The 18477-nt window shown below is 39.9% G+C and carries 16 protein-coding genes; 8 read left to right on the top strand and 8 right to left on the bottom strand.

From position 1 onward, the window contains the following. Positions 1 to 56: 56 nt before the first annotated feature. From pyrR to FJ218_07605, 3 genes are all read right to left on the bottom strand, one after another. Positions 57 to 584: a bifunctional pyr operon transcriptional regulator/uracil phosphoribosyltransferase PyrR gene (pyrR, locus tag FJ218_07615; protein MBM4166763.1), complete on the bottom strand. Its 528-nt coding sequence runs from the start codon at positions 582 to 584 to the stop codon at positions 57 to 59. Between the two features lie 68 nt (positions 585 to 652). Then, positions 653 to 1453, bottom strand: a complete 801-nt coding sequence (gene purQ, locus FJ218_07610; protein ID MBM4166762.1) for a phosphoribosylformylglycinamidine synthase I — start codon at positions 1451 to 1453, stop codon at positions 653 to 655. A gap of 75 nt (positions 1454 to 1528) precedes the next feature. Then, the gene (locus tag FJ218_07605; GenBank protein MBM4166761.1) at positions 1529 to 4381 is read right to left on the bottom strand and encodes a phosphoribosylformylglycinamidine synthase; all 2853 of its coding nucleotides are present in this window, start codon (positions 4379 to 4381) and stop codon (positions 1529 to 1531) included. Positions 4382 to 4861: 480 nt separating this feature from the next. On the opposite strand from FJ218_07605, the gene FJ218_07600 reads away from it, so the two are divergent. Then, positions 4862 to 5794 carry a dihydroorotate oxidase gene (locus tag FJ218_07600; protein MBM4166760.1) on the top strand — a complete coding sequence of 311 codons (933 nt, stop codon included), beginning with the start codon at positions 4862 to 4864 and terminating at the stop codon, positions 5792 to 5794. 86 nt (positions 5795 to 5880) lie between these two features. Here FJ218_07600 and FJ218_07595 read toward each other — a convergent pair whose 3' ends face one another. The 5 genes from FJ218_07595 to FJ218_07575 form a co-directional block, all read right to left on the bottom strand. After that, on the bottom strand, positions 5881 to 5970 hold the full coding sequence (locus tag FJ218_07595) for a hypothetical protein (protein MBM4166759.1): 90 nt from the start codon (positions 5968 to 5970) through the stop codon (positions 5881 to 5883). Beyond that, a complete protein-coding gene (locus tag FJ218_07590; protein ID MBM4166758.1) occupies positions 5963 to 6271 on the bottom strand; it encodes a helix-turn-helix transcriptional regulator in 309 nt (102 codons plus the stop codon). Before FJ218_07590 ends, FJ218_07595 begins: the two co-directional genes overlap by 8 nt. A gap of 6 nt (positions 6272 to 6277) precedes the next feature. Beyond that, positions 6278 to 6613 (bottom strand): type II toxin-antitoxin system RelE/ParE family toxin, encoded by a 336-nt coding sequence (locus tag FJ218_07585; GenBank protein ID MBM4166757.1) that lies wholly within the window; start codon positions 6611 to 6613, stop codon positions 6278 to 6280. 63 nt (positions 6614 to 6676) lie between these two features. Next, entirely contained in the window at positions 6677 to 8257 is a 1581-nt protein-coding gene (guaA, locus tag FJ218_07580; protein MBM4166756.1) for a glutamine-hydrolyzing GMP synthase, read from the bottom strand. 157 nt (positions 8258 to 8414) lie between these two features. After that, complete coding sequence (locus FJ218_07575) at positions 8415 to 9506, bottom strand: IMP dehydrogenase (GenBank protein ID MBM4166755.1); 1092 nt, start codon at positions 9504 to 9506, stop codon at positions 8415 to 8417. Between the two features lie 138 nt (positions 9507 to 9644). On the opposite strand from FJ218_07575, the gene rlmN reads away from it, so the two are divergent. From rlmN to FJ218_07540, 7 genes are all read left to right on the top strand, one after another. Next, positions 9645 to 10847 carry a 23S rRNA (adenine(2503)-C(2))-methyltransferase RlmN gene (gene rlmN / locus FJ218_07570; GenBank protein MBM4166754.1) on the top strand — a complete coding sequence of 401 codons (1203 nt, stop codon included), beginning with the start codon at positions 9645 to 9647 and terminating at the stop codon, positions 10845 to 10847. 5 nt (positions 10848 to 10852) lie between these two features. Next, positions 10853 to 13315, top strand: coding sequence for a hypothetical protein (locus FJ218_07565; protein MBM4166753.1), 2463 nt, complete (start codon positions 10853 to 10855; stop codon positions 13313 to 13315). Positions 13316 to 13331: 16 nt separating this feature from the next. Next, positions 13332 to 13991: an adenylate kinase gene (locus FJ218_07560; protein ID MBM4166752.1), complete on the top strand. Its 660-nt coding sequence runs from the start codon at positions 13332 to 13334 to the stop codon at positions 13989 to 13991. A gap of 9 nt (positions 13992 to 14000) precedes the next feature. Continuing rightward, positions 14001 to 14759: a hypothetical protein gene (locus tag FJ218_07555; GenBank protein MBM4166751.1), complete on the top strand. Its 759-nt coding sequence runs from the start codon at positions 14001 to 14003 to the stop codon at positions 14757 to 14759. A 53-nt stretch (positions 14760 to 14812) separates the two neighbouring features. Beyond that, entirely contained in the window at positions 14813 to 15763 is a 951-nt protein-coding gene (gene xerD, locus FJ218_07550) for a site-specific tyrosine recombinase XerD (protein MBM4166750.1), read from the top strand. Positions 15764 to 15858: 95 nt separating this feature from the next. Then, positions 15859 to 17319, top strand: a complete 1461-nt coding sequence (locus FJ218_07545) for an aminotransferase class V-fold PLP-dependent enzyme (GenBank protein ID MBM4166749.1) — start codon at positions 15859 to 15861, stop codon at positions 17317 to 17319. 12 nt (positions 17320 to 17331) lie between these two features. Next, positions 17332 to 18477 (top strand): PEGA domain-containing protein (locus tag FJ218_07540; protein MBM4166748.1); only part of this gene is annotated, 1146 nt, incomplete at its 3' end.

Here is an 18477-nt window from a genome sequence, read left to right as displayed (position 1 = left end):
ATCGCAAAGTATTATTTATTTCTTTTTTAGTTTCCATATTTTCTTATTCTTCCTTCCTAATTCATAATTAAAACCGCGCCGTCTTCACCATCAATTTCTTTCATCGTTACCTGCACGTCGTCAGTTTTTTCTGTAGTGATTTTTGTTCCGACATAATTCGGTTCAATCGGTAGTTCACGATGTCCGCGGTCAATCAATACTGCAAGTTGAATATTTGCCGGTCGTCCCAAATCCATCAATTCATTCAACGCGGCGCGCACAGTTCGTCCCGTGAACAACACATCATCCACGAGAATAATTTTTTTGTTCGCAATGTCGAAAGGAATATCCGTTCCTTTCATCACGGGTTTATCGAGTTGCGAAAGGTCATCGCGATAAAGCGTAATATCGAGCGCGCCGGTGAGCAGAGGAATTTGTTCAATCGCGAAAATTGTTTTTGCAAGTCGTCGGCTCAAATATTCACCGCGCGTGCGAATTCCGACGATTGCCAAATTTTCTGCGCCGCGATTTTTCTCGATGATTTCGTGCGCAAGTCGAGAAAGCGTGCGCGTGAAAGAAGTTGAATCAAGAATTTTTGTCTTCATAATTTTATTTGCCACTAATTACACGAATGTTCACGAATTATTGTAGTGCTAATTTGTGAAATTCGTGACTAAAAATAATGTACTGCATTTCTAAAAATTTCTATTCCATCATTCCATTCAGGAAGTGGTTTTTCTTCGCGTTTCAATTTTTCCTTCAGCAAAGTCCAATCGGGTCGTTGCGTAAAAAACATTCCTCGTTCAGGATGAGGCATCAAACCAAACACTCTACCGCTCGCATCGCACATTCCTGCAATATCATCCAGTGAACCGTTGGGATTAGATGGAAATTCTCCGTTTGCGTTTGTTCCATCTTCGCAAACATAACGTAAGGCAATTTGTTCGTTCGCCTTTAAGTGAGAAAGTGTTTCAACTTCCACAAAAAAGTTTCCTTCTCCGTGCGCAACAGGAATGAACATTTGCGAAATATTTTTCGTGAAGATACATTTTTCGCTCGTAGTTTTCACATTTACCCAGCGATTGATGTACCGCGCAGAAGTATTGTGCAACATTGCGGCAGTTCGTTTTCCATACTCGCCGTTCACCGCGGGAAGTAAACCCAAATTGACGAGCACTTGAAATCCATTGCAAATACCGATGACGAGTTTATCTTCGGAAATAAATTTCAGCAATTCGTCCCAACAATGATTGCGGATTTTATTTGCCATTGCATTTCCCGAACCCGTATCATCACCGTACGAAAACCCTCCGGGAATTGCAAAGATTTGATATTCACGGATTTGATTTTTGTTATCAATCCAATCGTTGATATGAATAATTTCTGCGCTTCCGCCGGAAAGTTCAAACGCGATTTTCGTTTCTTCTTCGCAGTTGAATCCGTAGCCAGAGAGTATGAATGTTTTTGGTTTCATGTTTTTATCACGCAAAGACGCCAAGTCGCATAAAGTTTCTTTGTTGTCTTTGCGCCTTTGCGAGAAATAATAATTTCAATAATTCAAAAATGTTTTTCTGTATGCGTTTTCTAATTCTTCAATACTTGTTTCGATGATGCTTTCATTCTTCAAATTCTTGATGGAAAATATTTCTGAAGAAAGAACTGTTCCTAATTTTGTTGCGGTTGAATTGTGCCGAGAAACCATTTCGGAAAATTGCTTTACATTTTCTTTGGTAACAGTTACAAGAAATCTTGATGTGGTTTCTGAAAATATAAACTCATCATCAAGTTGAACATCAATTCCGAGTTGTCCCGCAATACTCATTTTTGCCAAACCGATTTCTATTCCTCCATAACCAATTGCATAGGAAGAAGAAAGAATTTCATTTTCAATTGCTTCTTCGATTACTTTGCAATTCGAGGTTGATTTTTGTGTTATGATTTTTGAATCAAATGAATTTTCTCCAACAAGAAAAATTTCGTCATCAGCAAATTTGAAATCCATCGTTTGACATTTTCGTACATCTTGTACAACGCCGAGTGAGGAAATTAACAACGTTGGCAATGCGGAAATATTGACTTCGTTTCCATTTTCATCATAACCATGAAAATCATTGAACATCGAATCTTTGCCTGAAATAAACGGCGTTCCGAAATCAACGGCAAAATCGTAACAACCGCGTGCAGTTTCTTTCAATTGCCACAATCGCTTTGGATTATTGGAATCGCACCAACAAAAATTATCGAGCAATGCAATGTGGTTCAACGGTGTGCCTACTGCGACAAGATTGCGAATCGCTTGGTCAATCGTAAATCCTGCAGTCAAGTATGGACCCGATTCCGTGAGATGCGGATACAATGCCTGCGAAACAGAAACTCCCTTCCACGAATTAAACAACGGACGAATCACGCTCGTGTTTCCGTTCACGCGTCCTTTGCCTTGCAAACCACTAATGATGCCCGTTCCTTGAACTGTGTGGTCGTATTGCTGCGAAACAAATTCTGTGCTTGTGAGATTCGGATGGGAGAGAAGATGTAAAAGATTTGCGATATGAGATTTGTGATGTGTGTTTGAAGTAGTTGAGTAGTTGAGTAGTTGAGATGAAAAACTCTTTCCGTTGTTCGAGTCTCGTTGTTCCTCGCTCCATACTCCTTGCTCTACGCTCTTTGCTCTATGCTCTTTTCTTTCATTTGTTTTCAAAACCTTCTTCGGCAATCCATCGTGAAGAAAATGCAGATCAATGTTCATCACTTCTTTCCCGTGAAATGTTACGACGCATTTTCCGCTGTTCGTAAATTCTCCGATGATGGTTGCTTCAATTCCACGGCGATTCATTAAGTCAGAAAATGCTGTCCATTTTTCTTTCGGAACTGCAAGAGTCATACGTTCTTGCGATTCGGAAATCCAGATTTTCCATGGAGGAAGATTGGGATATTTCGTCGGAACTTTTTCCAGTTCAACAAAACATCCGCCGCACTCTTTCGCCATCTCTGCAACGGAGCATGATAATCCACCTGCGCCGTTATCCGTGATGCTGTTGAATAAATTCAAATCGCGCGCTTCTTTAACTATTGCATCACTTAGTTTTTTCTGAGTAATTGCGTCGCCGATTTGAACCGCTGTGGATGGACTCGCTTCGTGTAATGCTTCGGAAGAAAATGTCGCACCGTGAATTCCATCTTGTCCAACTCGTCCGCCAATCATTACAATATAATCGCCGATTTGAGCACATTTCTCAATGAGGGTGTTGAAGTTATGGAGTGATGGGGTTTTTTGTAATTCGTAATTCGTAATTCGTAATTCGTAATTTCTTGGAATGATTCCCACAGTTCCGACAAACACAAGAGGTTTTCCTTTGTAGCGCTCGTTGAAATACAAAAATCCTTGCGGTGTTGGTATGCCGGAACAATTTCCTCCGACATTTACGCCATCAATCACACCTTCCATTATTCTTTTTGAAGAAAGTAACGGATTGAATTTTTCTTTATCGCGATAGAGTTCCTGTTCATCATCAGGAAATCCGAAACAAAATCCGTAACGATTGAGAATTGGTTTTGCGCCTTTCCCAAATCCAACCGCATCGCGATTCACTCCGAGAATTCCGGTAATCGCGCCGCCAAACGGGTCAAGTGCAGATGGAGTGTTATGCGTTTCCACTTTATCCGTAACGACAAAATTCTCATCGAAAATTATTCCACCGGCATTATCGTGAAAAACAGAAATACAAATATCGTTTTCACCTTTCGCTATTCTTATTTTTTCCGTTGCGCGTTTGATATAGTGTTTGAAAATTCCATCTTCAATTTCATCAATTTGCGCTGCGAAGATTGTGTGTTTGCAATGTTCGCTCCACGTTTGCGCAAGCGATTCAAGTTCAACATCAGTGGGATTTCTTCCGAGCGACTTGAAATACGATTGAATCGTTTTCAAATATTCTAAATCAAGTGCAAGCGAACCACGACGAATTTCTCGACGAGTCGAGTCGTTGACATTTCCACTTTCATCAACTCTATCAAGAATTCCAAACTTTCCAATTTTCAGAAGTTCTTCATCACTTACATTTAAATGTACTTCATCTGCTTGCGGATGCGGTTTCAATTCTACTTTCGGAATATGAATTCCCATTCCGTTTCCGTTGCGATATGCAGTTCTGTTTTTTATACGAATGGAGTGGATGAGCGGATTTGCAAACACTTCTGAAATCTTTTGCACTTGTCCCATCGAAAGAAATCCATCAAGCAGCATTAGCGTTGATGAATGAACGGAGAATTCTTTCGGATGTGAGATGTGAGATGTGGAATGTGAGGAAACTGAAGAAGTATTTGAGTGATGTCGATGACTCGACTCGTCGAGGAGTGATGAAGATTGCGAGTTACATGTTACAAGTTGCAAGTTGCTCGGCATTAACTCGTAACTCGAAACTTGCGACTTGTAACTAAATAAATCTAAAATAATTTCGCGTGCTGTATTTCCAATGTTATCAGTTACACCGGGTAAAAACCCGATTTCAATTGCCCACTTAAATTCATTGGGAAGAAATGGCTCGTCAATAAAAACTTGTTGTGAAACGGGATTTGATAATGCGGAAGAAATTTTTAGAAGTTGTAACGGAGAAAAGTGAGAAGAGATAGTAATACAATCAAGGAGATAAAACCGCTGAACGTCAACAAAACCAAGAGAATGAAGTTTTGAGCGACGAAGTTGGGCTCGCGTTTCTCTGTGGCGCGCGAGTACCTCAATTCGGTGAGGCATTGTATTTTTTTAATTCGGAAGTGAAGGAAAACACGGCGTGAAAATTTTCGGGCTCAAATATAGAAAATTTTCTGTGAGAAAAACGGAAAGGGTTTTAGATTTTTTGTAAATTTTCCCACAAAAATTTTCCGTATGATTTCACTTTCCATAACAATTGCAAATGTAACATTTCCATCGTGTATCTACAATGCTTCCGGAGCATTGTGTACTTCATTAGAAGAACTAATAGCGATTGGCAATTCAAAATCCGGCGCGATACTTTCCAAATCATGCACACTTGAACCACGCGAAGGAAATCCATCACCGCGTTATCATTCACTTCCGTATGGCTCCATTAACTCGATGGGAATTCCGAATCTCGGCTACAAAAAATATGCAGAGTTTGCAAAGTCCTTGAAGCGATTCGGAAAACCGTATATCGTCAGTGTTTCGGGAATGACGTTTGATGATAACGTTACGATTGTAAGAGAACTTTCTTCTGTTACAGAAATTGATTTGCTCGAACTCAATTTATCGTGTCCCAACCTCATCGGTAAACCACAAGTCGGATATGATTTTGAGCAATCAAAAATTCTTTTTGAAAAAGTTTTTTCAGTTTGCAAAAAGCCACTTGGCGTAAAACTTCCTCCGTATTTTGATTTCATTCACTTTGAACAAATGGCAAACGTGTTGAATCAATTTCCTCTTGAATTCGTAACGTGTATAAACTCATTGGGAAATGGACTCGCGATTGATGTTGAGACAGAAACGGTGATGATAAAACCGAAAGGCGGATTTGGCGGAATAGGTGGGAAGTATGCAAAACCAACTGCGCTTGCAAACGTGAGAAAGTTTTATGAATTGCTGAACAGAAATATTTCGATTATCGGTGTTGGAGGAATTGAAACCGGAAGTGACGTTTTTGAATATTTACTTTGCGGCGCAAGTGCAGTGCAAATTGGAACAATACTCGTTGAAGAAGGAGTGAAATGTTTTGAGAGAATTGAAAAAGAATTGCAAGAGTTGATGGAGAAGAAAGGATATTCGAGTGTGGACGAAGTAAAAGGAAAATTGAAAACACTTTAAGTCTTCATTTATACAACTCCCCATTCAAATACGCCAATCGCTAATCAACAAGAACAGTTGTTTTTTACCAAAATACAAATTCCCTCTCACTCCCATTCAATTGTTGCTGGCGGTTTGGAAGTAATATCGTATGCAACGCAATAGAGAGCATTGTGTTTCAAATTTATTTTATGCAATGAGTAAACTGATGCGTTTTCCTAATCCGTCTTCAAAAATTCTATACAATGTAGAAAGTTGAATATCGCATTTTCCATTTTCGAGTCGTGAGATATAACTTTTCTTTGTTCCAACTTTTTCAGCTAGTTGTTCTTGCGTCAAATCGGCTTCACGTCGCGCTTCTCTCAACATTTCGCTGATAACAAAATATTGCGCACGTGCTTCAAACGCATCACGCTTTTTTGTCCCGATTTTTCCGTACTGAACATCTAACAACTCATCAAAGTTTTTTGCTTTACGTATTGCTTCGTTCTTTTTCATAATGTTTTATTTTTTTAGTGTGAAATACTCTTTCTTTAATTTTATAGCAAGTTCTATTTCTTGTCTTGGAGTCTTTTGTGATTTCTTTTGAAAGGCATTGAAAAGGACGACAACATTTCCTTTATCAAAGCAACAAAATATGCGAAAAATATTTCCGCTTACTTCTACTCTGATTTCATAAAGCCCATCGGTTCCTTCAATATATTTTAGAAATTTTTCTGGAACTTTATCAACAGTTTTTATTATTCGAAAAACATAACCGATTTTTTCTTGAACCGTTTCCGTCTGTTTCAAATAAAAATCTATGAAATATTGTCGGTGAAAAATTATTTGCCTTTCTATTTTCACAACACAAAGATAACTTAAAAGTTAACGACGAGCAAATCTAAAATCTAAAATTCCCTCTCACTCCCATTCAATTGTTGCTGGCGGTTTGGAAGTAATATCATACGCAACTCGATTGATGCCGCGAACTTCATTGACAATGCGAGAAGAAACTTTTGCGAGAAGTTCATCGGGCAATCGCGACCAATCAGCGGTCATTCCGTCATCACTCGTAACGGAGCGGAGAACAACAAGTTTATCGTACGTTCTTCCGTCGCCCATTACGCCAACGCTTTGCACATGCGTTAAAACAGCAAACGCTTGCCAAACTTGTCGGTAAAGATTTGCGTAACGAAGTTCCTCGATAAAAATTGCATCTGCTTCGCGGAGAAGCGATAAATTTTCTTCCGTTACTTCGCCGATAATTCTCACTGCTAATCCAGGGCCGGGAAATGGATGGCGAAATACAATTTCTTCGGGTAAAACAAGTTCAAGTCCGACACGCCGCACTTCATCCTTGAATAAATACCGCAACGGCTCGATGAGTTCAAAGTGTAAATCTTTCGGAAGTCCGCCAACATTGTGGTGCGTTTTTATTTTGTGCGCTTTATTTCGTTCCGGGTGTGCGCTTTCGATTACATCAGGATACAATGTTCCTTGCGCAAGAAATTTGTAGGACAAATTTCCAATTTGTCCAGTTGACAAGTTGGAAACTTGTCGTACAGTTTCTTCAAACACACGAATAAATGTTTCGCCGATACGTTTTCGTTTTTCTTCCGGGTCAGTGATTCCTTTCAAAGCAGAAAGAAATTTTTCTTTTGCATTTACGGCAATGAGATTGAATTGTGGAAACGAATTGAAAGTTTGTTGAACATTTTCTGCTTCATTTTTCCTGAGCAAACCATTATCCACAAAAACACACGTAAGTTGTTTGTTAATTGCTTTGTGAAGTAATGCCGCAGTTACCGAACTATCCACTCCGCCCGACAAACCGAGAAGAACATTTTCTTTCCCGACTTTTGTGCGAATTGTTTCAACCGATTCGTCAATAAAACTTTTTGCACTCCAATCATTTTTACATTGACAAATACCGAGAACAAAATTTTTCAGAATGGCTTTTCCATTTTTTGTGTGCGCAACTTCCGGGTGAAATTGGACACCAAAAATATTTTTCTCCACATTTACCATCGCAGCGAAATTGCAATTTACACTCGAAGCAGTTTTTGAAAATCCATTTGGCAATTCCTCTACTTCATCACCGTGACTCATCCACACGGTTTGCTTTTTTTCAAGCGAAGAAAAAATCTCGTTTGTTTTTTCGATTTCAATTTCTGCAAAACCGTATTCACGTTTTTCACTGCGCGATACTTTTCCTTTCAACGTGTGAACGAGAAGTTGCATTCCGTAACAAATTCCGAGGATGGGAGTAGATGAGTGGTTGAGTAGTTGAGTAATTGAGTGGTGGAGTTGCGGGGAATCGGTTTCATATATGCTTGCGGGACCACCCGAAAGAATTATTCCTTTGATGTTGTGGGAAAATAATTCTTCCTTTGAAGTGTCGTGGGAAAAAAGTTCGGCGTACACACCAAGTTCACGAACTCGTCTGCAAATAAGTTGCGAAAATTGTGAACCGAAATCGAGAATGGCTATTGAATCGTGCATTGTTTTATCTCACGCCAAGACGCGAAGATGCAAAGGAGGTTTTGGATTTGCGACTTTAAGAAATGGCTTTTGAAGAAGAGTTTCATAACAAGTTTATCGAGAAATAATTTAAGACGCAAATTTATAAATAGCGACTTCGCGTCTTTGCGTGAGAATTTCATCTCATCGCTTCAGATGTGATTTCGACATTGTGGGGCAAACTCTCAATCATTCCTGCTTTTGTGATGAATGTGAATTTTGCTTTCTTATGTAACTCAGAAATGTTTTTCGCGCCGACATATCCCATTCCCGAGCGCAAACCACCGATGATTTGCGAAATAACATTTGACAAACTTCCACGATATGGAACACGACCTTCAACACCTTCGGCAACAGTTTTCGTTGTTGCTTTCAAACCGCTCGTATATCTATCGCCGCCGATTCCTTGCATTGCACCAATCGAACCCATTCCGCGATAATGTTTGAAACGCCGTCCGTGAAGTTCAATCAATTCGCCGGGACTTTCATCCGTTCCCGCGAGTAAATTTCCGAGCATCACCACATTTGCGCCGGCGGCTAATGCTTTCACAACGTCAGCGGAATTTTTTATTCCTCCATCAGCAATGATGGGAATTTTATTTCGCTTTGCAATTTTTGATGTTTCCATAATTGCAGTGAGTTGTGGAATTCCGACCCCGGCAACTATGCGTGTTGTGCATATTGAACCGGGACCAATTCCAACTCTCAACACATCTGCTCCATTGTCAATCAAAAATTTTGCTCCGTCTCTTGTTCCGATATTTCCAGCAATAATAACGATTTCAGAAATTTCCTTTTTCAAAAACACGAGCATCTCTTTTACTTTTTTAGAATGACCGTGTGCAGTATCAATCACGAGCGCGTTTGTTCCTGCGTTTACTAAATTTTCCGCACGTCGTTTTGCATCTTCTCCAACTCCGACAGCGGCGCCAACAAACAACTTTTTATTTTTCGATTTTACTTTTTTGATTTCTTCTGTTTGTCTTTCAATTGAAAAGTTGCGGTGAATAATTCCCATTCCTCCTTCGTTTGCAATCGCAATTGCCATTTCACTTTCTGTTACAGTATCCATTGGTGAAGAAATTATTGGAATGTCAAGATGCAATTTTTTTGAAAGTGAAATAGATGTATCAACTTCATTCGGAAGAATTTCGGAATACTGCGGAAGGAGTAGAACGTCATCAAATGTAAGTGATACGGGAAACAAAAAGTTTTGAAACGGTGAGTTCATAGCACGAATGTTTTTTGCGGCAAAAAGTACGAAAAATCTTTCCTTCAAAACTATACATCATTCAATAAAAATGCGAAGATAAATTTCTCCGCGTAGGCTTGTTCACCGCAAAAAGAATTAGTATTTTGTGCCGAATTTTTGCCAATTTTTCCCTTGAACGCTGAATTAACAAACATCACCGGTCTCACGCAATCGGAACTGCAAGTTTTTGTTTCAATGCTTGGAGAAAAACCATATCGCGCAAGTCAATTGTTTCATTGGCTTTATCGAGAACGAGTTTCTTCGTTCAACGAAATGACTTCGTTGTCAAAAGCATTTCGTTCATTGCTTCATACCGTAGCAATGATAGAACAATTGCACCTTGTCTCTTCTCGAATTTCGAGCATTGATGGAACAACAAAATTCCTTTTTCGGCTTCGCGATAATGCATTGATTGAATCGGTGCTTATTCCTTCTCCATCAGTTGAATGTGACGAAGAATTGGACTATCGTTCACGACTAACATTATGCGTTTCGACGCAAGTTGGATGTCCGCTCGATTGTAAATTTTGCGCAACAGGGACAATGGGGTTAACACGAAATTTAACAACAAGTGAAATTGTCAGTCAAGTATTGTTTGCAGAACAATGGTTGCAACGAAAACACACCGAACAGAAACTAACAAACGTTGTTTTTATGGGAATGGGAGAACCATTATTGAATTACGAAAACGTCTTGAAATCCATTGAAATTTTTTCAACGGGAATGCAAATATCTGCGAAACATATCACCATATCCACTGCTGGCTATGCCGACAACATCAGAAAATTAGCAGATGAACAATGCAAAGCAAAACTTGCAATATCGCTGCATACGCTTGATAATTCGTTTCGAAAACAACTTATGCCAATAACAAAAAAATATTCCGTTGACGACGTTATATCTGCGGCAGAATACTATTATGCAAAAACAAAACAACGCATTACTTTTGAATATATTGTGTTCGATGGAAAAAACGATACGAGAACTGATGTGATACGACTATCGGAACTTGTTCGCCGTGTTCCTTCCAAAATAAATATTATACCGTTTCACTCGATTGCATTTACCGGAGTCAATGGATTCGGCGCAACACTCAAACCACCAACACGACAATCGTTCGACCAGTTCGTCCAAGAACTTCGCGAGCAACGGGTAACTGTTTTTGTGCGAAGCAGCGCTGGCAAAGACATCGAAGCGGCTTGCGGACAACTCGCCGTAACTTCTTCTGAAATGGGAGCATCAAAAAAATTTTTGATGAACACACTTCCTTATTCCAACACTAACTATATTTCATTTTCTCAACCTCTCATTCAAGTATAAATGCTATGAACCTAGTACGTTTGATAATTCTTTTTGCATTGTTTCTTGCGCTAGACATTCATTCTTACACTCAACAAATAAATTTCAAAAATGCAAAATTTTCCCGCGAACGAAATGCAGATATTCTTCACTATGCTTTCAATCTTTCATTGAATGAATCCACGCGTACTGTTTCCGGCACTGCTACTATTACGTTTACTCCGCTTCGTTCCGATTTCAAAGTGTTCGAACTGGACCAGGAAGGAATGAATTTCACTTCGGCAACGACACACGACGGAAAAAGGCTACGGTATTTTCTTGAAGGAAAGAAAATAAAAATTGCATTGGAAAAACCGTACAAACTCAACGAAACAACGAGCGTTACCATTACCTATTCTGCAAAACCGAAACGCGGATTATATTTTGTTTCCGATTCTACCGTCGAGGGCAAAACGTGGCAAGCATGGACTCAAGGACAATCGGAAGATAATCATTGCTGGATTCCGTGTTACGATTATCCGAATGACAAAGCCACCAGTGAAATGTCTGTTACGGTCAAAGGAACAACAACGGCAGTAGCAAACGGAACACTCCGCGAAGAAAAGAAAAACGCAGACGGAACCACGACGTTCCATTATGTTGATACCAAACCACATTCATCATATTTGATTTCGCTCGTCGTTGGAAACTTTGTTAAACGTGTCGAAACTTCCAATGGAATTCAACTTGCATATCTTATCCCAGATGCACAAAAGGAAAACGCCAATATTACGTTTTCCAAAACGCCATCAGTTATAAAATTTTTTTCTGATAAAATCGGCGTTGCATTTCCGGGGGAAACATATACGCAAGTTACTGTAAATAATTACTTGAATATCGGAATGGAATATGCGGGCGGCGCAATATTACATGAAAAAACACTTCACGATGCACGCGCACACCTCGATTACAAAAGCGATGGGCTCATTGCACACGTTCTTGCGCACCAATGGTTTGGAAACCTTGTAACAACTCGCGATTGGTCACATTCGTGGTTACACGAAGGATTCGCCGCATATTGCGAAGCAATGTGGCTTGAACACGAACGAGGTAACGATGATATGATGTGGTTCGTTTTGGGACTTCAACGAAAAGCAATTTCGGCGGACAACGACGAAAAGCGACCGATTGTTTGGAACGGTTATACTGATGCGGATGAAGTTTTTGACGAACACATTTATGCAAAGGGCGGCGCCGTTTTGAATATGATTCGAAAATATTTAGGCGATGATTTATGGTGGAAAGCAATGCAACATTACCTCCGCAAACATCAGTTCAAAAACGTTGAAACGAATGATTTGAAGATTGCGATTGAAGAAGCGACTGGAATCAATATGCAATGGTTTTTCAATCAATGGTTGTATAAATCCGGTTATCCCGAACTTATTGTGGAAGATAGTTACGATGAGACAAAAGATGTATTAAAACTTACTGTTCGTCAAACACAGAAACTCGATTCGCTTACGGGATTTTTTTCGCTTCCCGTCGAAATAGAATTTTTTACTTCCGCTGGAAGTAAAGTCGAACAAATTTGGATTGACCGTCGCACGAAAGAATTTTCATTTCCCCTTGAAGATAAACCGCTTGCCATTGTTTTTGATAAAGGGTCCACGCTCATAAAACAACTCGAATTTGAACGCACAACAGATGAAATACTCTATCTCCTTGAACACGGCGACACACCTGCGCGTTTGGAAGCGCTGGACATTGTACGAAGAAATCTTTTTACCGACGACAGCACGAAATTCACTGAAGCCATTATCAACCGATTAGCAAACGATTCCTTTTGGGGAGTTCGTGCAAATGCGGCAGAAGCATTAGCAGGTGTTGTTCATTCTTCGAAAGCGCAGATGCAACTACTTTCATCGTTGCGTGATGCGAACAGCAAAGTACGCGCGACGGTAATTCGTACGCTCGAAAAAATAAAAGGTGAACGACAACTGGTAATTCTTCCTTCGCTCCAAAAAATTGTTTTGGAAGATTCTAGTTATTCTGTTGTAGCGCTAGCGCTTTCTGCGGTGACAAAAATTGATTCTGCAAATGCGCTTTCATACTGTATTCAAGGGTTAAACAAAGATTCATATCAGGAGCAAATACGTATTGCGGCGTTAAAATCGTTCGTAAAATTTGACGCGCCGAAGGCAGTGAGAACGTTAATGGAGTATTCGATGGCGGGAAATTCGCACGTAATCAGAACGGAAGCATTGCAACTTCTTGTTCGTTCTTCATCAGATACCAATACTGTTGTGAAACATCTTTCGTTGTTTCTCAATGATCCTGTTCCCCAAGTTCGAAACGCTGTTATTTCTCTGTTCGAAAACTATCCGAAAGAAGATGTGTTGCGAATGCTGCGAAAACAACGTATTCGCGAATACGACAACAGAATTATACAACTACTCGAGGAAGTAATTCAATCGTTAGAAGAACAATTAGAAAAAAAAGTCGGATAAAAAAAGAGTGAGTTGTATGCGTATTGTTTTACTCGGACCTCCGGGTGTTGGCAAAGGAACACAAGCAAAATTATTAGCGGAGCATTTTTCTATTCAACATTTTTCTACGGGCGATATGTTGCGGAAAGAAATTTCATACGAAACGCCGCTTGGGAAAAAAGTTCAATCGGTTCTTGAATCGGGACAATTAGTTTCGGATGATTTGATGATTGAAATTATCCGTAAAGTCGTTACAAACGATGATGCAAAAAACGGTTTTATTCTCGACGGATTTCCGAGAACAATTCCACAAGCGATTGCACTCACACAACTTTTTGGCGAACTGAAATTACCATTGAATTGTGTCATAAATTTTTCAGTTGATGAAAACGAAATCGTCCGAAGATTGCAGGAACGAGTTTGTTGCAAAACGTGCGGCGCAACATTTAACAAAACATTAGATAAACTTTCACAAGGAACACCGTGCCCAAAATGTTCATCGCCGTTAATTCAAAGAAACGACGATGAACCAGAAACTGTTCGAAAGCGTCTAATCGTTTATGCACAACAAACTGAACCTGTTATTGAATATTACCACTCATTAGGAAATCTTCTCACTATGAACGGCATAGGAGAAGTGCAGGCAATTCATTCTACATTGCTTCAACAAATACAACAATTTGAATTTTCACAGTAGCGGAGAAATATGTTTCCTTTAAAAGTTCGTCCTCTTGTTGCCGCGCATCGCGGATGTTCGGATACATTTCCTGAAAACACACTCGTTGCGTTTCGCCGCGCAATTGAAGTTGGCATAGATATGATTGAACTCGATATTCAATGCTCCAGCGACGGCAAAGTTATCGTCTTTCACGACCATCGCATAAACCGAACAACCAATGGAAGAGGAAAAATCAGTACGTTCACGCTTCGCGAATTGCAAAATTTTGATGTCGGCTCGTGGTTTCATCCGCAATTCTCGAACGAAATTATACCAACGCTCCGCGATGTTCTGAAAATTTGCCAAGGCCGAATTAAACTTATTATCGAAGTAAAATCGTACGGCAATGACGCAAAATATAATTTCATCGTAGAAAAAAGTATCAAACTCGTAAAAGAATTCGGAATGGAAAACGATGTACTGTTCACTTCTTTCGACCACAATCTTCTTCATGAATTTTTTGATTATAACACTCAATTGCAGCGCGGCATCAACTACGACACTCATCGCCACATTCGAAAATCGCCGTCTTCGCTCTGCAAAATGTCGTGTGCCGATACGTTTGTGTGCGATATCAAAACACTGAAAAAAAATCTTATCACCGATGTACGCTCAAATAAACTTTACCTCGGTGCATACAACATCGTATCCGAAGCCGATTTCGAAAAAGCGATGAAAAGCGATGTTGATTTTATTATTACGGACATTCCCGAACAAGTAACGCGCTGGTTGGGCAGAGGCAAGTAGTCGCCGTACAAATATTTTTTCAACCATAATCTGTTTTGCCAACAACGAAGAACATTCGAAAAACTCAAAACGAATCCGCTGCAGATTCCGCATTTCCCCTTCTTCGTTCTTTTTGTCAACATATTTCTTTAGAAAAAAATCTTTCTCAAAACACACTCGAATCGTACTCGAATGATGTCAAAGAATTTTTACAATTTCTCAAGAAAAAAAATATTCTGTTCGAACAAACTTCTGGGACAATAATTACGGAATTTCTTATTCACCTGTCAAAAAAAAAACTTACATCAAAATCTGTTGCGCGCAAAATTTCCTCCCTGAAAGCATTTTTCAGATTTTTACTGCGGGAACAACGCATTACAATTGACCCGACTCATGTTATCGAAACCCCAAAAATTTCGCGCACACTTCCTGAAGTTCTCCATCAAAACGAAATCATTTATATACTTGAATCCGCAAACGGCAAAGAATTTGCAAACAAAAAAAATTCCGTGAAACAAAAAATATGGATTCGCGACCGCGCAATTTTGGAAACCTTATACGCAACAGGAATGCGCGTGTCGGAACTTCTCGGCGTCAAAAAGAACGATGTATATACGAAAGAAAAATTCGTACGCGTGTTCGGCAAAGGTTCGAAAGAACGATTGATCCCCATAGGAAGAATTGCATTACAGTGGATTCGCCGTTACGAAAACGAAATACGCAACATATTCACTCTCAAACAAAACGTGAGCGAACATCTTTTTTTGAGTATGCGCGGAAAAAAACTGACGCGAATGATGATTTGGAACATCGTAGAATATTACGGCAGAAAAGCATTAGAAAAAAAAATTCATCCGCATACGTTCCGTCATTCTTTCGCAACGCATTTACTCGAAGGCGGCGCCGATTTGCGAGTCGTGCAGGAATTACTCGGACATTCCGATATTTCGACAACGGAAATTTATACGCATATTGACAGAGAGTTCCTCAAAGAAGTGCATACAACATTTCATCCACGCGGATAAATAACGGTACGACAACATCTTTTTTACAAAAAATAAATTGAGAAAGTTTCAAAAAAATCTTGTAACTTTTCACCGAAAAAAATCACTCTAACCCGATGAATAAATTTTCCTCCGACGAACATCACACGCTTGCATCACTTCGCGACGACATTGTCGGCATTGATTCTTATGTTCCAATTCTCGACGGAACGCGGCGCCGCTACGTATTTCTCGATAATGCTGCAAGTACACCAACATTTCAATCCGTTATATCGTGCATCGAAAATTTTTTGCCGTGGTATTCCGGCGTTCATCGCGGAACAGGATTCAAATCGCAAATAGCAACGGCAATTTTCGACAACGCACGCGCTTTTATCGGCGATTTTTTTGGCGCGGATGCAGATGAGAATGTTGTTATCTTCGGAAAAAACACAACGGAAGCAGTGAACAAAATAAGCAATCGTTTTCCATTTCAGCACGACGATATTATTGTAACAACGGAAATGGAACATCATTCGAACGATTTGCCATGGAGAAAACATAAAAACATAATTCACATCGGCGTTGATGACGATGGATATTTACGTCTCGATGTGTTAAAAAAAACGCTCGACGCGTATAAGGGAAAAGTAAAACTGGTGGCTGTTTGCGGCGCGTCGAACATCACGGGAATATGCAATCCTATTTATGATATTGCGCGATGGTCGCATAACGCAGGCGCAAAAATATTTGTGGATGCGGCGCAACTTGTCCCTCATCGTAAAATTAACATTCTTCCGAACGATGACGATGAACATATTGATTTCCTTGCCTTTTCTGCGCATAAAGTGTACGCTCCCTTTGGAATCGGCGTTCTTATTGCGCCGAAAGAAATTTTTGAACACGGCGAACCCGATATTGTTGGCGGCGGAACAGTAAAAGCCGTTTCGCTGAATGATGTGTACTGGGACGATGCACCGAAGAAAGAAGAAGCAGGAACTCCGAATGTTGTTGGAATTATTGCGCTTGCAAAATCGCTCGCAATTCTCGAAGAAGTTGGAATGGACGCAATTGCACAACACGAATTGGAATTACTCGAATATGCTTTCAGAAAAATTCAGAATGTTCCGAAAATAGTTCTGTACGGACCAACAAAAAATTTGCGAAACAAAGTAGGCGTCATTACGTTCAACATCGAAGGAATGCACAATGCACTTGTTGCCGCTATCTTGGGAACGGAAGGCGCAATCGGAATTCGCAATGGATGTTTTTGCGCACAACCGTACGTAAAACGAATGTTAAAAATTTCTCCTGAAGACGATGCGCGATTGATGAAAGAAATGGTAACCGGGAATAAAGCAACGATGCCGGGAATGGCGCGCGCATCATTAGGATGTTACAACAACGAAGAAGATATTGACGCATTCACTGAAATGCTGTATCGCATTGTTCGAAAAGAATACAAAGGCGAATATATTCTCAATGAAAGCGCGGGTTCGTACTCTGCAAAGGGTTTCGATATTGATGTCGAGAATTTTTTTTCGTTCGACTCTTCATTTTCTGAAAAGCGTGATACGGGTTATTCGGAAGCATCCTAATTTTCTAATACTATGAAATACATTTTCCTTTTCCTCTTTTCCGCTACCATCCTCTTCGCTCAAAACGAAATGCGCGTTGTTGGCAAAGGTGAATATCGTCCCGATGAGTTGATTGATGTCAGTATCAAAGATGCAAACCAACGTGTGTGCGCGGGACTGATTATTCTTTCCGATTTAAGCGGATTAACTTTTCAGGCGTATAACGGGATAGTGAAAGTGAACAAAGACCCTGGTCGCTATTTTCTTTTTTTGCAACCCGATGAACGTGTGGTAGAAGTGTATGCAGAGGGTTATGTTCCGTTGAAAATTATTTTGTATGACTACGATATAAAATTTGAAAGCGGAAAAACGTTTCAGTTGAAAGTTACGGGAGAGAAGGAGATAACAACCGTATCGCTCAATCTTTTACTGGAGCCAAGCGATGCACAAGTTACACTCGACGGAAAAAAACTTTCTTCTTCTCCCACGCAGCAAGTTGCCGTGGGAAAACATACCATAAAAATTGAAAAACAAGGTTTTAAAACAATCGAGCAAGCAATAGATGTTTCTCCAAGCAATACGTTGTTTCGGTTCGCACTGAAAGAAGTGGAACTCGCATCGGTGCAAATAAAAAGCACACCAACGGGAGCAAAGATTCTTATTGACAACTCAGAAAAAGGAGAAACGAATAAAGGATTATGGCTTTACCCCGGAACCTACAAACTTAAACTCACGCTCGCAGGTTATCTTGATACAGAAAAAAATATTGAAGTGAAAGAAGGAGAGGACAATAATTTTACCAACACACTCTTAAAAAACAGCGGCGCAATCTCTATTGATGTAACGCCAAATGACGCAGAAATAAAACTGAACGACCAAACATATAACAGCGGTGATGTAGAATTAAAACCGGGAAATTATACGTTGCTCGTAACGAAAAGCGGCTATCTCCCGCACTCTGAAAATGTAGAAATAAAACGCGGAGAAAAAATTTCCCGCGATATTACTCTCACCAAAAACAGCGGCACAATTTCCATTGATGTAACGCCAAATGACGCAGAAATAAAACTGAACGACCAAACATATAACAGCGGTGATGTAGAATTAAAACCGGGAAATTATACGTTGCTCGTAACGAAAAACGGATATCTCCCGCACTCAGAAAATGTAGAAATAAAA

Source organism: Ignavibacteria bacterium (assembly GCA_016873775.1).
In the GTDB taxonomy this organism is placed as follows: Bacteria; Bacteroidota; Ignavibacteria; order UBA10030; family F1-140-MAGs086; genus JAGXRH01.
Note: the sequence above shows the minus strand (reverse complement) of the source record. Positions and strands in the feature narration are given on the sequence as shown.